Annotated in this window: 14 protein-coding genes; 6 read left to right on the forward strand and 8 right to left on the reverse strand. The window is 69.5% G+C overall.

The annotated features are described in order from the left end of the window. Positions 1–119 precede the first annotated feature (119 nt). Complete coding sequence (locus ACIA75_RS06210) at positions 120–701, reverse strand: GNAT family N-acetyltransferase (RefSeq protein ID WP_397100427.1); 582 nt, start codon at positions 699–701, stop codon at positions 120–122. A gap of 94 nt (positions 702–795) precedes the next feature. Here ACIA75_RS06210 and sigJ point away from each other — a divergent pair, with 94 nt between their 5' ends. Next, on the forward strand, positions 796–1,725 hold the full coding sequence (sigJ, locus tag ACIA75_RS06215; protein WP_397100429.1) for an RNA polymerase sigma factor SigJ: 930 nt from the start codon (positions 796–798) through the stop codon (positions 1,723–1,725). Positions 1,726–1,831: 106 nt separating this feature from the next. On the opposite strand, the gene ACIA75_RS06220 is transcribed toward sigJ, so the two are convergent. Then, on the reverse strand, positions 1,832–2,476 hold the full coding sequence (locus ACIA75_RS06220) for a LysE family translocator (RefSeq protein WP_397101000.1): 645 nt from the start codon (positions 2,474–2,476) through the stop codon (positions 1,832–1,834). Between the two features lie 125 nt (positions 2,477–2,601). On the opposite strand from ACIA75_RS06220, the gene ACIA75_RS06225 reads away from it, so the two are divergent. From ACIA75_RS06225 to ACIA75_RS06235, 3 genes are all read left to right on the forward strand, one after another. Next, positions 2,602–4,278 carry a DNA repair helicase XPB gene (locus ACIA75_RS06225; protein ID WP_397100431.1) on the forward strand — a complete coding sequence of 559 codons (1,677 nt, stop codon included), beginning with the start codon at positions 2,602–2,604 and terminating at the stop codon, positions 4,276–4,278. A gap of 39 nt (positions 4,279–4,317) precedes the next feature. After that, positions 4,318–4,986 carry a DUF3239 domain-containing protein gene (locus ACIA75_RS06230; RefSeq protein WP_397100433.1) on the forward strand — a complete coding sequence of 223 codons (669 nt, stop codon included), beginning with the start codon at positions 4,318–4,320 and terminating at the stop codon, positions 4,984–4,986. A 140-nt stretch (positions 4,987–5,126) separates the two neighbouring features. Then, complete coding sequence (locus ACIA75_RS06235) at positions 5,127–6,530, forward strand: M1 family metallopeptidase (protein WP_397100435.1); 1,404 nt, start codon at positions 5,127–5,129, stop codon at positions 6,528–6,530. A 44-nt stretch (positions 6,531–6,574) separates the two neighbouring features. Here ACIA75_RS06235 and ACIA75_RS06240 read toward each other — a convergent pair whose 3' ends face one another. Continuing rightward, positions 6,575–8,848: a helicase-associated domain-containing protein gene (locus ACIA75_RS06240; protein WP_397100437.1), complete on the reverse strand. Its 2,274-nt coding sequence runs from the start codon at positions 8,846–8,848 to the stop codon at positions 6,575–6,577. Between the two features lie 101 nt (positions 8,849–8,949). Here ACIA75_RS06240 and ACIA75_RS06245 point away from each other — a divergent pair, with 101 nt between their 5' ends. Beyond that, the gene (locus ACIA75_RS06245) at positions 8,950–9,138 is read left to right on the forward strand and encodes a hypothetical protein (RefSeq protein WP_397100439.1); all 189 of its coding nucleotides are present in this window, start codon (positions 8,950–8,952) and stop codon (positions 9,136–9,138) included. 73 nt (positions 9,139–9,211) lie between these two features. Here the strand turns inward: ACIA75_RS06245 and ACIA75_RS06250 are convergent, their stop codons facing one another. Both ACIA75_RS06250 and ACIA75_RS06255 read right to left on the reverse strand, forming a co-directional pair. Beyond that, entirely contained in the window at positions 9,212–9,874 is a 663-nt protein-coding gene (locus ACIA75_RS06250) for a transglycosylase family protein (protein WP_397100441.1), read from the reverse strand. Positions 9,875–10,251: 377 nt separating this feature from the next. Beyond that, positions 10,252–10,497, reverse strand: coding sequence for a hypothetical protein (locus tag ACIA75_RS06255; RefSeq protein ID WP_397100443.1), 246 nt, complete (start codon positions 10,495–10,497; stop codon positions 10,252–10,254). 187 nt (positions 10,498–10,684) lie between these two features. Between ACIA75_RS06255 and ACIA75_RS06260 the strand changes: the two genes are divergently transcribed. Continuing rightward, entirely contained in the window at positions 10,685–11,104 is a 420-nt protein-coding gene (locus ACIA75_RS06260) for a cold-shock protein (RefSeq protein ID WP_397101003.1), read from the forward strand. Between the two features lie 59 nt (positions 11,105–11,163). On the opposite strand, the gene ACIA75_RS06265 is transcribed toward ACIA75_RS06260, so the two are convergent. The 3 genes from ACIA75_RS06265 to ACIA75_RS06275 all read right to left on the reverse strand — a co-directional run bounded on the left by ACIA75_RS06265 (position 11,164) and on the right by ACIA75_RS06275 (position 14,935). Further along, positions 11,164–11,670, reverse strand: a complete 507-nt coding sequence (locus ACIA75_RS06265) for a DUF2771 domain-containing protein (protein WP_397100445.1) — start codon at positions 11,668–11,670, stop codon at positions 11,164–11,166. Then, on the reverse strand, positions 11,667–13,400 hold the full coding sequence (locus tag ACIA75_RS06270) for an MFS transporter (protein WP_397101005.1): 1,734 nt from the start codon (positions 13,398–13,400) through the stop codon (positions 11,667–11,669). The genes ACIA75_RS06265 and ACIA75_RS06270 overlap by 4 nt, the downstream gene beginning before the upstream one ends. Before the next feature lie 761 nt (positions 13,401–14,161). Next, a complete protein-coding gene (locus ACIA75_RS06275; protein WP_397100447.1) occupies positions 14,162–14,935 on the reverse strand; it encodes a glutaminyl-peptide cyclotransferase in 774 nt (257 codons plus the stop codon). Positions 14,936–14,939 lie beyond the last annotated feature (4 nt).

Consider the following 14,939-nt stretch of genomic DNA (forward strand, 5'->3'; position numbering starts at 1 on the left):
ACTCCCGCCGGTCGCTCCGGAACCGGGCCGGCCCCGACCACCGGTGACCGCCTGGTCAGCAGCGCTCGCTGGCTGTGACCGCTGTGCAGTGCGCTGTTCTGCGGGTGCATGCGCAAGCGTCAGCGCGCCGAAATCACATCCCAGCCCGGGGCGGGCCCCGGGGGATCGGTGTTCAGGCGGGCGGCGACCCAGAAGTCGCGCCGGATACCGCGTTGGAGGCCGGCGAGCCGCGCCAGCCCTTCGTAGCGGAACCCGCTCTTGCGGGCGACGGCCGCGGAGGCATGGTTGCCGGCGAAGGCCCGCCACTGGATACGGATCAGGCCCATCCCAGCCGGGTCGAATCCGAAATCGCAGGTCAGAGCGACCGCCCGGGAGATGATCCCGCGTTTGCGGTAGTCGGGAGCGAGCCAGAAACCGATCTCCGCGGCGGTGTCGTCGCGGGGCGGGGTGCCCAGGCCCACCGTTCCGATCAGCCGGCCGTGTTCGGCTGTCCGGATCCCCCAGACCGGGCTGTGGCCGGCCCAGCCGTCGGCGACGGCGGTACCGAGGAATTCCTCCGCGTCGGCGCGGCCGTACGGGTACGGGACGGTCACCCACTCGATGATCGCCGGATCTCGACAGCCTTCGACCATCGCCTCGATATCGGCCTCCACCGGCCGGCTCAGCCAGATCGTGCCATCGGTCAGCGTGCGTTCCTCCATCTGCTCGATGGTGGCATTGCCGTCCGTGATCCGGCCATCTGTTTTTCCAGGTCCGGCGCAACCGTGTCGCGTGGCGCTCCGTAGAATCCGGGTGATGGTAGCCGCGCTTCTCGCCGACCAGTTCGAATCTCATCGCGGGCATCTGCTGGCGGTGGCCTACCGGATGACCGGCAGTGTGGCCGATGCCGAGGACGCGGTCCAGGAGAGCTGGCTGCGCTTGGCGGGGGCCGCGCAATGGGAGATCGAGGATCTGCGGGCCTGGCTGACCACGGTGGTTTCCCGGCTGTGCCTCGATCGGCTGCGCAGCGCCGTGGTCCGGCGGGAAAATTATGTGGGGCAGTGGCTTCCGGAACCGGTGGTTACCCCGCTGGCCCAGGCCGGCGGCTCGGACCCGCTGGCCACGGTGGTACTGCGGCAGGAATTCCGGATGGCGGCACTGGTGGTGCTCGACCAGCTCACCCCGCCGCAGCGGGTCGCATTCGTGCTGCACGAGGGACTGGGGGTGCCGTACGGCGAGATCGCCACCATCCTGGATATCACCGCCGAGGCGGCGCGGCAGCTGGCGGCGCGGGCGCGCAAGGCGGTGCGGGACCAGACGCCGCAGCCCGTGGCGGACAGTGAGCACGAGGCCGCGGTGCAGAAACTACTGGCGGCGCTCTCCACGGGCGACGCACACGCCGTGGCGGCCGTCCTGCACCCGGACGCGGTGATGATCGGCGATTCCGGTGGCACCACGCCGACCGCACGCAATGTGATCTTCGGGCCGGACAAGGTGGCCCGGCTGTTCCTCGGCCTCCTCCACCGCTACGGGATGGATCGGCCCGGGGAGGATTTCGTGGCGGACGGTGTGGAGTTCGTCCGGGTCAACGGCCAGCTCGGCGCTTTTTTCCGGGCCCGGCCCGGCGATGGGGTCTACCCCGGATTTCCTTCGCGGGTAATGGGTTTCACCGTTGTGGACGGCTTGATCCGGGGTGCCTACGATATCGCCAATCCGGCGAAACTGAGCGGTTTCCGGCCAGGGTGACCTGCGGGTTGCGCCGGTGACGGGGCAGCGTCGCGGCGGGTAGCCGGGACGGAGCCGGCCCGACAGCGCGGTCACGATCGCCGCCGGGCCGCCGCGCAGATCGTGTTCACGCGGGAACCGGCCGGGCCCGGTCGGTGAGCAGAAGTGCCGCCATGGTGCCGAGTACCGTGCCCATCAGCAACCGCTGAGCGCGCAGCCACAGGCGCCGCCCGGTCAGAAAGCTGCTCACGGCGCCCGCCGTGCACACGATGAGCGCGTTCACCGTCAGCGCCACCGCGATCTGCACCGCTCCGAGGTACAGGCTCTGTGACCACACCGGGCCTGCGCCGGGCGCGACGAACTGCGGAATCAATGCCAGGTACATGACGGCGATCTTCGGATTCAGCAGATTTGTCACCAGGCCCATGGTGAACAGGCGCCCGGACGCGTCCCGGGGCAGGGTCTCCGGCGCGAACACCGAGACCGCCCCCGGGCGGAGGGTCTGCCAGGCCAGCCAGAGCAGGTAGGCCGCGCCGGCCACTTTCAGTGCGGTGTACAGCTCGGGGACCAGCGTGAACACCGCTGTTATCCCGGTGGCCGCGGCCGCCAGATACACCCCGAAACCGGCCGCGACCCCGGCCAGCGATATCAGACCGGCGCGTCGTCCCTGCGATATCGTGCGCGAGACCAGGTACATCATGTTCGGGCCGGGCGTGAGAACCAGTCCGAGTGCCGCCACTGCGACACCTGCCACCGCCGAGGTTTCGATCATGGTGTCGATACTCGCCGTGACCAGCGGCTGTGTCTCGGGCCAGTTGATATCCACTGGCCCCGCCGGAACGGCGTTGTCGGTGGCTTCGGGGACAATGGGCAGAAGTCGAGGTGAGGAGGTGTCCCGTGGTGGACGGGCCACTGATCGTGCAGAGCGATAAAACGGTCCTGCTGGAGGTCGATCACGAGCTCGCGGACGTGGCGCGGCAGGCGATCGCCCCGTTCGCCGAGCTGGAGCGGGCACCCGAGCATGTGCACACCTACCGGATCACCCCGCTGGCCCTGTGGAACGCGCGGGCGGCCGGGCACGATGCCGAGCAGGTGGTGGATGCGCTGGTCAGCCATTCCCGGTATCCGGTACCGCAGCCACTGCTGGTCGATATCGTCGACACGATGGCCCGGTACGGGCGGTTGCAGCTGGTCAAACATCCGGCGCACGGGCTGACCCTGATCAGTCTCGACCCCGCGGTCCTTGCCGAGGTGCTCCGGCACAAGAAGATCGCCCCGATGCTCGGTGAGCGGCTCGACGACGACACCGTGATCGTGCACGCCGCCGAACGCGGGCATATCAAACAGCAGCTGCTGAAGATCGGGTGGCCCGCGGAGGATCTGGCCGGCTACGTCGACGGCGAGGCCCATCCCATCGACCTGGACTACCACGGGCACGGTGCGAGCTGGCAGCTACGCGACTATCAGGAGATGGCCGCCGATTCCTTCTGGGCCGGTGGGTCCGGTGTGGTCGTGCTGCCCTGTGGTGCCGGTAAGACCATGGTCGGCGCGGCCGCCATGGCACGGGCCAAGGCCACCACTCTCATCCTGGTCACCAATACCGTCGCCGGCCGGCAGTGGCGGCGCGAACTGCTCGCCCGGACCTCGCTGACCGAGGACGAGATCGGTGAATACTCCGGCGAGCGCAAGGAGATCCGGCCGGTCACCATCGCCACCTATCAGGTGATCACCCGGAAATCGAAGGGCGAGTACAAACACCTGGAACTGTTCGACAGCCGCGACTGGGGACTGGTGATCTACGACGAGGTGCATCTGCTGCCCGCTCCGGTCTTCCGGATGACGGCGGATCTGCAGTCGCGGCGCCGCCTCGGCCTCACCGCGACGCTGGTCCGCGAGGACGGTCGCGAGGGCGATGTGTTCTCGCTGATCGGGCCGAAACGCTACGACGCGCCGTGGAAAGATATCGAGGCCCAGGGCTGGATCGCGCCGGCCGAATGTATCGAGGTCCGGGTGACGCTCACCGATGCCGAGCGGATGTCCTACGCCACCGCCGAACCGGAGGAGCGCTACAAACTGTGCTCCACCGCGCACACCAAGATCGCGGTGGTGAAATCCATCCTCGCCCGGCATCGCGACGCGCCGACGCTGGTGATCGGCGCCTACCTGGATCAGCTGGACGAACTGGGCGCCGCGCTGGACGCGCCGGTGATCCAGGGCTCCACGAAGAACAAGGAGCGCGAAGCGCTGTTCGACGCGTTCCGGCGCGGCGAGATTCCGGTGCTCGTGGTCAGCAAGGTCGCGAACTTCTCCATCGACCTGCCGGAAGCATCGGTGGCGGTACAGGTTTCCGGAACGTTCGGGTCCCGGCAGGAGGAAGCCCAGCGGCTGGGCCGGTTGCTGCGGCCCAAACAGGACGGCGGTCAGGCCCATTTCTATTCCGTGGTGGCCCGCGACACCCTCGATGCGGATTACGCCGCGCATCGGCAACGTTTTCTCGCGGAACAGGGATATGCCTATCGGATAACCGATGCCGACGATCTCCTGGGACCCGCGTTCGGGGCGAGTGACCAATAGCGGCGACCGAATCCGACCGACTGGGTAAGGGGTGGCGAGGTGCGAAGCTTCGAGTTCGCGGTGGATCGCCGGCATGCGCAGGCGGTCAACGAGGTAGTCGCCGGACGGCGCCGGGTGCGGCTGGCCGCGGTGGTCGCGATGCTGCTCGGCGCCGCCGCCACCGCGTATCTGGTGTGGCTCGGCCGGGCCTGGTCCTATCCGCTGGCGGTGGCTTGTGCGCTGGTCGCCGCGACCGCGTTGTGGGTCGCGTTGTGGGCCCCGCGCCGCACCGCTATCGCCCGGCTCTATGCCGAGGGAGAACTCGTACCCGCGGTCGTCTCCGGGACCCATTCCCGCGGTGCGGTGCTGCTGGCGCTGGTCAATGTGGCCCGCCGGGATACCGGCGAGTTCCGGTACGCCCTGGTGACCAAGAATGTGCGCGGACTGCCCGGGCATCGGCTCTCGGCGGGGGAGCGCGTGCCCGCGATCGCAGTGCGCGGCGACCGGACAGCGCGGGCGATCGGCGAACGCTGGCTACCGGTCGATGCCATGCCGATCGCCTGGGGCACACCGGATATTGCCGTGATCGAACGCGCCCGTGCCGCCATCGCCGAGATCGAATGGCGCCTGCTCGCCGATAATCTCGCGCTGGCCGAACGGGTCCAGCGCAGTGCCACCAAACGCCTGCTGCTCGATCCGGGTCAACTGCCGGAGGGCCTCGGGGCCTGATCCGCCGCCGGGGTGCGGGGTTTCGGGAAACGGCCGCGCGCCGGAGGTTCCGGTGCGCCCATCGGCGAGCGATTACGACTAACGTCGTCGGTCGGGGGCTATCGCAGGGATCGCACACCGACCGCGGAAGGTGGAATCGCATGAGACTCGCCCGCTGGCTGATCGCCGGGGTGGTGGTGCTGTCGAGTCTGTCCCTCGGACCGGCCGCGGCACAGGCGCCGCCCGGTCCGCTGGCCGGTGCGGACGGGCTGGGGGACAGCTATTTTCCGCAGGACGGTAACGGCGGCTACGACGTGGGGCACTACGAAGTGACGCTCGGTTACGATCCGGCCGGGCACCATCTCACCGGATCCACCCGGATCGACGCCCATGCCACCCAGCCGCTCACCTCCTTCGATCTCGATTTCGCGGGGCCACCGGTGCACGCGGTGCGGGTGAACAATCTGCCCGCGGGTTTCGTCTGGCGGGAACCGCACGAACTCGTCGTCACGCCGGCGCTACCGCTGTTGCCCGGTCTCCCTTTCACCGTCACGGTCGAATATGCGGGGGTCGCCGCCGATACCGAGGGAGAAGGCTGGACCTATGCGCCGAGCGGCGGCGCTTTCGCCGCGGGACAACCGCATTCGGCCGCGACCTGGTACCCGCTCAATGATTCCCCGCGCGACAAAGCCACCTTCACCCTGCACACGACCGTGCCCGCGGACTGGGAGGTGGTCTCCGGGGGCGCCCGGGTCCGCGATGAGGTGCGGGACGGTTTCCGCACGGTCAGCTGGGAGCAGCGCCATCCGGTGATCGGCTACCTGACCACCGTCGCGATCGACCGGTTCGAATATCTGGAGCAGCGCCGCGCCGACGGTACTCCGTTGCTGAGCGCGTTCGCGCCCGGCGCCGAAGAGCTCCGGGAACACGAGCAGCGCCTACCGGAAGTTCTCGATTTCACCGAAAGCCTCTACGGGCCCTATCCGTTCGATACCGCCGGCGGTATCTACCTGTCCGCTCCGCTCCCGTTCTCCCTGGAAACGCAGACCCGGCCCACCTACGCGGTGTGGGCGGACCTGAACACCGTCGTGCACGAGGTGGCGCACCAGTGGTGGGGTGATTCGGTCTCGGTGTACAGCTGGTCCGATATCTGCCTGAACGAATGCCTCGCCAGCTACACCGCCGACTATCTGTGGCCGGAACGTATGGAAGGCGTCGATGTGGACGCCGAATACCGGGACACGATTCGTAAGGCCGCGGCGAAACCCGCATTCTGGAAGGTCCCTCTGCAAGATCCCGGACCGGAGAAAATGTTCACCTCGGTGTACTACCGCGGCCCCCTGTTCCTGCACGCCCTGCGTAAACAGTTGGGGGACAAGGTCTTCTTCGATGCGCTCCGGGAATTCGTGACAACCCACGCCTACGGGCACGCCTCGATGCCGGAATTCCGCGCTTTCATCCAGACCAAATCGGCCACGGATTTGACCGGATTCTTCGACGCCTGGCTCCACGGCACCACAGCGCCGCCCGACCAGTACCTCTATCCGGGCAACCTGCGTGGCTGAGAGTAACCGGACCGGCGCTCCGGATACGTGGCCGAGGTTCCGGACTACTCGAGCAGCGCGACCGACGAGATCCGGTGCAGGGTGAACTGCCGGACGGCCCCGGTGACCGGATCCAGCGCCTCCAACTGCCCGTTGCCGACGCGCACGGGTTCGACCACGCGCTGGATCGCCGTGCCCTTGGCATCGACATAGCCGATATGCACCTGCCGGTGCACCCGCGCGGCCAGCTGCAGCAGGGCGAGCGCGGCGGCGGTGCTGGTGCGGCTGCCGTCGCTGCGGACCGCCTGCCCGGAGGACGCGCCGGCGGCGCGTTCGCCCGCCCGGAGTTCGGTGACCAGGAGTTCGAGCTGTTCGGTGGTCGGCGGGGAGGGGCGGTACGGCTGGCGGGCGAGCGGGCGCACATTGATCCGCGCGCCGCGCTGCCGCAGGTCGACGATCGCCCCGGAGGAATCCTCGCCGGCGGGGGCGAATCCGGCCGTGCGCAACTCGTCGAACAGTTCGCCGAGCGGAGCCTGGGATACCGCGACCGTCGGCGCGATTCCGCGGAGTGCCAGGGTGTCGGCCACCGGGGAGGCTAGGACCTGGGCCAGCAGTGCGGGATCCTCACTGCGCACGAAGGATTGCGCCATTCCGGCGCGTAACCGGCCGTGCCGCCGGGCCACATCGTCGATGAGGTAGGTCAGTGTCTGCGGAATCGGGGTGCGGGAGTGGCGGTCGAAGAGGCTGTGCAATTCCGCGGCGGTGAGTCCGGCATCGAGCGCGCGGCGCAGCGTTGTTTCCGACAGGCGGTACACCGTCGCGGCGCCGGCCGATTCCACATCGGCGACCTGCGCGATGCGCTGCTGCAACTCGGCCGTGAGCGGTCCCGGCGCCACCACGGTCAGGTCCGCCTGGACCAGGACATGATCGACGGGATCGGGCAGCGCCGCCTCGAGTTCGGCCTCGGCCGCCGACAGCGTATCGGTCAGCAGGGCACGGCCGGCGGCTGTGAGCGCGCCGCGGCCGATCACGCCGAGGGCGGCGGCCTCACGCAGGGTGTTGTCCACGACCTGACCGCGGTAGAGCCGCCGCCGGCGTGGTGTGCGCCAGGCCAGTAGCCGTCCGATATCGGCGGCGGCCAGGGCAGTGCCCGGATGCTGTTCGGCCAGGGCCGCGAGGACGGTCCGGCGTTCGCGGACCGCGTAGGGCACGCGCAGTTCGTGGGCGAGCGCGGCCATCGGTTTGTCCGCGGCGTCGCGCAGGCCGATCATCCACGGATAGCGGTCCAGTTCCAGCCAGCCGTGCGCCAGCAGTATCCACCGGCGTGCGGGTGGGGCCTCCAACCACGAGTCGGCGGCCGGGGTGGGGGCCCAGAATTCGTCGGCGTCGCTCTCGGGCGCCGGATCGGGAAAACCCTTCTCGATCAGTTTCGCCGCGGCCAGCAGCTCCACCAGCAGGCCGGCGCGCGGTTCCTCGACACCGGCGGCTCGGGCGATCCGGCGCAGCTCCCGCACCCCGAGCCCACCCGCCCGCAGCGCCGGGGCGGGTGCCTGGCCCACCACCTCGATGATCGCGGCGCAATGCCGCAGCAGTTCGCCGACCTCGCCGGCGCCGACCCCGTTCACCTCGTCCACCGCATGAGCGGTGGCCACCGGTTCGGGTGGGGTCAGGCGGTGCGGATCGGTGACGGGTTCGCCGCGCAGCAGCTGACCGACCGTGGGCGGCAATTCGACCGTCTCGTCGTCGATCCGGCGCAACAGCCGCCGGGCCAGCAGCCGGGGGACCGGGCGGTCGGCCGGAGCGTCCGGTGCCGCGTCGCGGGTCCGGCCCCGGGGGCCCGTTTCGGCCAGCTTGTCCAGCAGGGCGCGCTCGGCCGGGGCGAGTTCGGCGAGGGCCGCGGCGATCTCCTGTTCGCTCAGCGAACCGGCAGCGTCCGTACCGCTGCCCAGCGGCCACGGCAGCGCCTCGGCGGTAGCGGGTACCAGCCGGATACGGTCGCCCGCGAACCAGACCAGGGCGCGGTCGGCCAGTTCGGTGAGCGCCGCGTCCACCGCCGCGGCCTTGGCGCGCCCGCGGAGTGCACGCCTCAGCTCGGTGCGGGTCAGCGGTTCGTGCCCTGACGCCGTGTGGACCGCCAGTGCCTCCACGATCCCGAAAACGGTCGTATCCAGATCGTCGGCGGCACGCAGCACCGAGGCACGTTGTTCGGCGCGGGTGGCGAGCACCGCCATCGAAGCGGGCAGCGGCACCGCGAGATCGGGTCGCCGTTCGAGCAGCGCCACCAGTTGGGCGTCGGATCGGCCGCCGAGCCAGGCGGTGTACGAGTCTGGGCCGGTCATCCGGTCCAGATTATGCCTATCCCGGCCTGCGCACTGGGCGCGGGCCCGCCGAGCGGCGGTTGTCCTGCCGGGCCGCCGCCGGGACATGCCAGAATGAGGAGGTGGTGAACAAATCGAAGAAACCCTACGTCGACAACGGCTGGCCCCAGGTGGCCGACGGTGAGCACGCCGTCACCGAACTGTCGTCGGCCCGCTCCGGTAACCTCTCGCCCTTCGGCGAGGACACCGAGTTCCCGGTGGCTGCCGAGCAGCTGCCGTACGTCCATCCGCATACGGTGATCAACCGCTGAGCGGACGAACGAAAGAACCCCGCATCCGAAGAAAGGGATGCGGGGTTCTTTCGTAGTAGCGGGGTGGTGCCGCTCAGGAGGGCAGCAGGCCCTTGTTGGCCTCGTAGAGACCCAGGATGGACGGATCCAGCTGGGCATTGCTCGCCTTGACGGCCTCGAAAAGATCCAGCGCGGGCTGCGGGACCTGGACACCCTGCGCCTGGACGGCGGCCAGGGCGCGATCCACCGCGGTGTAGACCTCTTGGGTTTGGGTCTGCGCGGGAGCTTGCGCCTGCTGCGGGGCAGCGGGGGCGGACGGAGCGGCCTGAGTGCTCGGGGTTTCCGTCTGCACGGCAGGGGTATCGGCGGGGGTTTCGCGGGGGGTCGAGCCGCTGCTCAGGCCCAGCGAGGAGGAGCAGGAGGGCCAGGCGCCCCAGCCCTGCGAGGCGAGGACCTTTTCGGCGACGGTGATCTGCTGTTCGCGGCTGGCCTGGTTGGCGGTCGGCGCGTAATCCCCGCCGCCGTGTGCCTGCCAGGTGCTCTGCGAGAACTGCAGTCCGCCGTGATAGCCGTTGCCGGTGTTGATGGCCCAGTTGCCACCGGCCTCGCACTGTGCGAGTCGATCCCAGTCGGAGTCGGGAGCCGCGCTGGCGTTACCGGCGAGGGCCGCACCCGCGCCGCTGATCATGGCGCCGGTGACGGCAACCTTCGCGACAGTGCGACCGGTGTTGGTGGGCTTGCGATGGCGTCCACTCATTCGGGTTCGTCTTCCTCTCGTACGCACCTGCGAGGGTTTCGCTCGGGTCAGGGCTGAGAGGGTGCCCGTCCCGCCCTCGCCCCTGTCGTTTCTTTGGGGTTCCGGTACCCGCGGGGCGAGGTTCGGTGCGGCGGGCCGGTGGGCCGGTGTGCCCGGCTGGGTAAGACGGTACGACGGATCCCGCGAAAAATCACTTTTTGGTAACCGGCGTGTGCGGCGGGGTTGCGGAGTGGTCACGGCCGGCTCTCGATGACTCTGTGCAGCTAGTGGACTCGCGCTGTGGGCCCGTAACCCGGCGCAATAGCCGTTGTCCAACCGTTATGTGATTATCATCACATAACGGTTGGAGGGTGTGTCGGCGGGGTACTGAGCAGTTGTCACCTGGATCGGCGGCCGGATCGCAGCGCGAATATCAGCGCCAGAACGAAACCGACCGGAGCCAGCATGGCCCCCAGGTACAACCACAATCCCGGCTCACCGTCGGTGAGGATCGGGGTCAGGAAGATCGCCACGATGGCGAGGAGTCCGACGGCGAACACACCCAGCGCGGCATACAGGAGCCAGTTGCCGGGAGTGCGCCCGGGCGGTGGGGTGGAAGGCCGGGGATCGGCAGGGTTGGTCACCTTTCGACGGTAAAACTGATGTGCTGGCGTCCTGCCCACCGGGGTAGACTCGGCACCGATCTCGCGTCCTGCATGCTTGTGGGGCGCGTTTTTCGAGTAAAGGCAGAACCTGCCACCGGCGGGTTTCAGCAGACATGTGTGTCCGGGCCCGTGGGCCGGGCGCCGAACAGACGAACGGGTGAGCGCAGTGCCGACCGGCAAGGTGAAGTGGTACGACGTGGAAAAGGGCTTCGGCTTCCTTTCCCAGGACGAGGGTGAGGACGTTTATGTCCGCTCGTCCGCGCTGCCCCAGGGTGTGGAAACGCTGAAGCCGGGCCAGCGGGTGGAATTCGGAATGGCGGCCGGCCGCCGCGGCCCGCAGGCCCTGAGCGTGAAACTGGTCGAAGCGCCCCCGTCGGTCCGGCAGAACCAGGAACGTAACGCCCGCAAGGAGCCCCCGGTCCGCAAGCACAACCCGGACGAACTGCACGGCATGGTCGAGGACATGATCACGCTGCTGGAAGCCAAAGTGCAGCCCGATCTCCGGAAGGGCCGCTACCCGGATCGTAAGACGGCGCAGCGGATCTCCGAGGTGGTGCGGGCGGTGGCCCGGGAACTCGATCGCTGAGCCGAGCGCAGCACCGGAGGTGGGGCCGGTCCGGTTCGTCCGGGCCGGCCCCTCGGTATTCAGGCGGTCTTGATCGACCAGATCGCGTGGGGGAGCGAGAATTCTCGTCCGGTCTCGTCGATCGCGATGATCATGACCTGCAACTCCACGCCGATCAGCTCCAGCCCCGGCTCGGGCTGCGAATCGACGGTCAGGGCACGGATATCCTCCGGATGGTCCCGCCAGCTGCTGGGTTTCTCGACCACTTCGCCGTTGTCGCGTGCGTACAGCGGCAGCAGCTCCCACGGCGTCCCCACGACCTCGGACGGCAGCGAGAGTTGCAGCGGATCGCCGGTCGGCACTTCCAGGAACACGGTGTCGCCCTGCCGGCAGTTCTCCATCCGGATCGTGCAGTAGTAGAACGGTGGAACCGTCACGGCCCGCCCGTGCGAATAGGCGGTGAGCTCCGGCTCGTGCGGTTCGGCATCGCGCGCCAGCAACCAGACCACACCGGCGGTTCCGGCCACCAGCACCAGGATCCCGGCCAGGGCCAGCGCGAGGGTCGTGCGGATTCTGTTCGTACTCACCGGGTGGCGCCTCCTGGCTGGGGGTCGTGGTGGGGGACTTCTTGTTCGGCGTGCAGCGGGCGGTGGCCGCCGAAGCCGGGCAGCAGGCTGTGCCCGCGGGAACTCAGCACAGTCTGGACCAGGCCCGCGGCGAGCAGTCCACTGACCACCGCGAACCCTTTCCAGTAGTCGGTCGGCAGCAGGACCCCGCCGGCCCCGCCGATCACCCAGCTCAACTGCAGCACGGTCTCGGAGCGGCCGAACCCGGAGGCAATCGATTCCGGCGGCAGATCGTCCTGGATCGAGGCGTCCAGCGAGACCTTGGCCAGCGCGCTGGCGCCGGCCGCGACCAGAGCGGCCAGTGCGGCCCCGAGCAAGTTGTCCAGCAGCAGCGCGACAAGTGCCACGACGGTGCAGGCCAGGGTGCAGTTCACCACGATCAACGAGGGCCGGCCGAGCCGTAACCGCGCGCCGGTGGCGTTACCGGTGAAGTTGCCGACGGCGGCCGCCGCGCCGACCAGCCCGAGCATCGCCGCCTGCTGCACCGGACGATGCTCGGTCGCTTTGGCGACGAAGGCGATATAGAAGGTCAGGAACCCGGTGAGCACCCGGATACTGCCGTTGCCCCACAATCCGGTGACCACCGCGCGCCCCAGCGGCTGACGGCGTTTCCGGGGCGGCACCGCGGATTCGCGGCCCGGCTCGAGGATTTCGGTCTGCGGGTCGTCGCCGTGGTAGCTCAGGGTCGCGGGGACCTCACCCTCGGTGATCTCCACCCAGCGCGGGATATGCCAGCTCAGGTAGGCGCCACCCACCGCGATACCGGTGGCCAGGATCAGTGCGCCGGTCGAGCCGGCGAGGGCGGCGGTGACCCCGGCCAGTCCACCGGCGCCCAATGTGCCGCCGACGAGGCCGAATACGGTCAGCCGGGAATTGGTGCGGACCAGGTCTATATCCGGTGGGAGAACCCGCGGCGTCACCGCGCTCTTGAGCACGGCGAACGATTTGCTGAGCACCATCATGCAGAGGGCGAGTGGATAGAGCACCCAGCTGTCGAAGCTGAAGATCAACACCACGGCCAGTACCGCGCGGACGGCGAACGATCCGGCCAGTGCCAGCCGGCGGCCGCGCTGCAACCGGTCCAGCGCGGGGCCGATGAGCGGCGCGATGATGGCGAACGGCGCGATGGTGATCAGCAGGTACAGCGCCACCTTGGATTTGCTCTCGGCGGTCGCGCTGGCGAAGAACAGGGTGTTGGCCAGCGCTACCGCGATTGCCGCATCCAAAGCGAAATTGGCCATGGTGGCGTAGGTGAGCGCGGTGAGTCCCGATTTGTCCGCGCCGTCGGCTTCCGCGGCTCGCCGGAAGGTCGCGATGCCCTTTCCGGTGAGCTCGCGACCGCGCATCGCCGCAACCCGGGTGACGGTGAGTTTGCGGGGGGCGCGGCGGCCGTCCGTGTCGGATTCGGGGCCGGGTTCGCCGCTCGGATATTCCTTCGTCGCCGCGGGCTCCTCGGTTCCGGAATGCTCCGCGCCGGCGTCGTGCCGTTCACCCCCGCCGCCCTGTTCCGGCCTTGGGCGGGAGCGGTCGGACGGATCGGCTGCCGCGGCGGGCGCCCAGCGGTCGCGCGCGGTTTCGCCGCGGGGCGAAGATCGGTTCTCGGCACGGTATTCGGCGCTGCCCCCCTGCGCTGTCGCGCTCGGGCCGGTGGCCGGGCGGGCCGTCTCCCCGGCGCGGCGGCCGGATTCGATATCGCGCCCGCGTGCGGCCGGCCTATCCGACGCCGGATCCGGCGTCGCGGACGATCTGTGTCGCCGGTCGGCGCCCGCGATGGGCACCTCCGTACCCCGGCCCGATGCGCCGAAACGTGCGCGCACGCCCCACCCGGGTTGTCCGGTATCTGCGCCCGGCCTCGTCCGCGTGCGTGCGGCCTCGTAGTCGGCGCGCGGCGGCGGGGCGGTGTAGTCGGCGCTCGCTGCGGCGGCGCGATGCGTAGGTTCGCCCGGGCGTGGTTCGGTGAATGCCCGCCGGTGGCTCTGCTCGGGCGGGGCCGGCTCTCGCGCCGCCGTGGGTTCGGCCTGCGGCGCGGATCCGCGCGAACCACCCAGAGCGCCGAAGACCCGGGCGAATCGGCTCATCCGGCCCGGTGTGGGGGCCGGGTCGTGCGCTACCGGAGGTATCCGGTCACTCCCGCGCTCGGCCGATGCGGCGCGATCGTGCGCCGGACCGGATTCGCCGACCGGGAACGGGCGGGTCGGCGGCGGGGCCGGGCGGGTGTTGCCGGGGTCGGGCTCGCGATTGCGGTGTGGCACGTTCGGCGGGGGGTAGCGGTCGAAACCTGGATGCCGCTGGGGTGGCGGAGACTCGCCGGCGGGCCACTGACCGCGATCGGAATCGGAGGGCTCGCGGGAAGTGGGCACTACTCAATTCTGGCCCACGGCGGGCGCGGCGAAACCCCGCCCTGTTCGGGGCGGCCGGAAAGTGAGCTGTATCGCCTTCCGGCGCGAGGCGATCAGGCCGGGACGAAACGGACCTCGAAGGTCGCCGGCCAGTACTTTCCGGTGATCAGGAAGCGGTCGGTACCCGGGATCTGGGCGATACCGTTGAGCACATCGGTGCCCGCGCGCTGCTCCGGGGTCAGCAGGCCTGCCGCATCGATCACCGACAGGACACGCCCGGACTCCGGATCGATCCGCAGGATCTGGTCGGTGGGCCAGACGTTGGCGTAGACCGACCCGTCCTCGGCGCAATCCAGCTCGTTGAGGCGGGCATCGGTGTGGCTGGTCAGCGTGACCGAACCGGTCACGGCGAAGGTGCCCGGATCCCGGAAGGTGAGAGTCGCCGATCCGTCGCTCATGACAAGCCGCCCGTCCTGGTGACACAGTCCCCACCCCTCACCCTGGTACGGCACCCGTTGCTTTTCGGCGAGCGAACGCGGGTCGCGGGCGAAGGCCACCCCTTCTTTCCAGGTGAGCTGCCACAGGGTGTCGCCGGCGAGCGTGACACCTTCGCCGAAGAACGGCAGCGGTAGCTGGGTGCGCGCCAGTTCCGTGCCGCTGCGCCGGTCGGTGCTGCGCACTCCGGACTGCCCGACCATGCCGGTGCCCTCGTACAAGATGTCACCGTCGATTTCGAGGCCCTGGGTGAATGCCGACGGGTCGTGCGGATGGGTGGCGACCACCTCGACGGCGAGGGGCTGAGCGCCTTCATCGGCGTTTGCGCACGCGCCCGGAGCGAGCAGGCAGATCAACGCGGTACCGACCCAGGTACGCCGAGTGTGCTTCATACGG

Origin of the sequence: Nocardia sp. NPDC051750 (assembly GCF_044453135.1) — a bacterium.
Taxonomy (GTDB): domain Bacteria; phylum Actinomycetota; class Actinomycetes; order Mycobacteriales; family Mycobacteriaceae; genus Nocardia.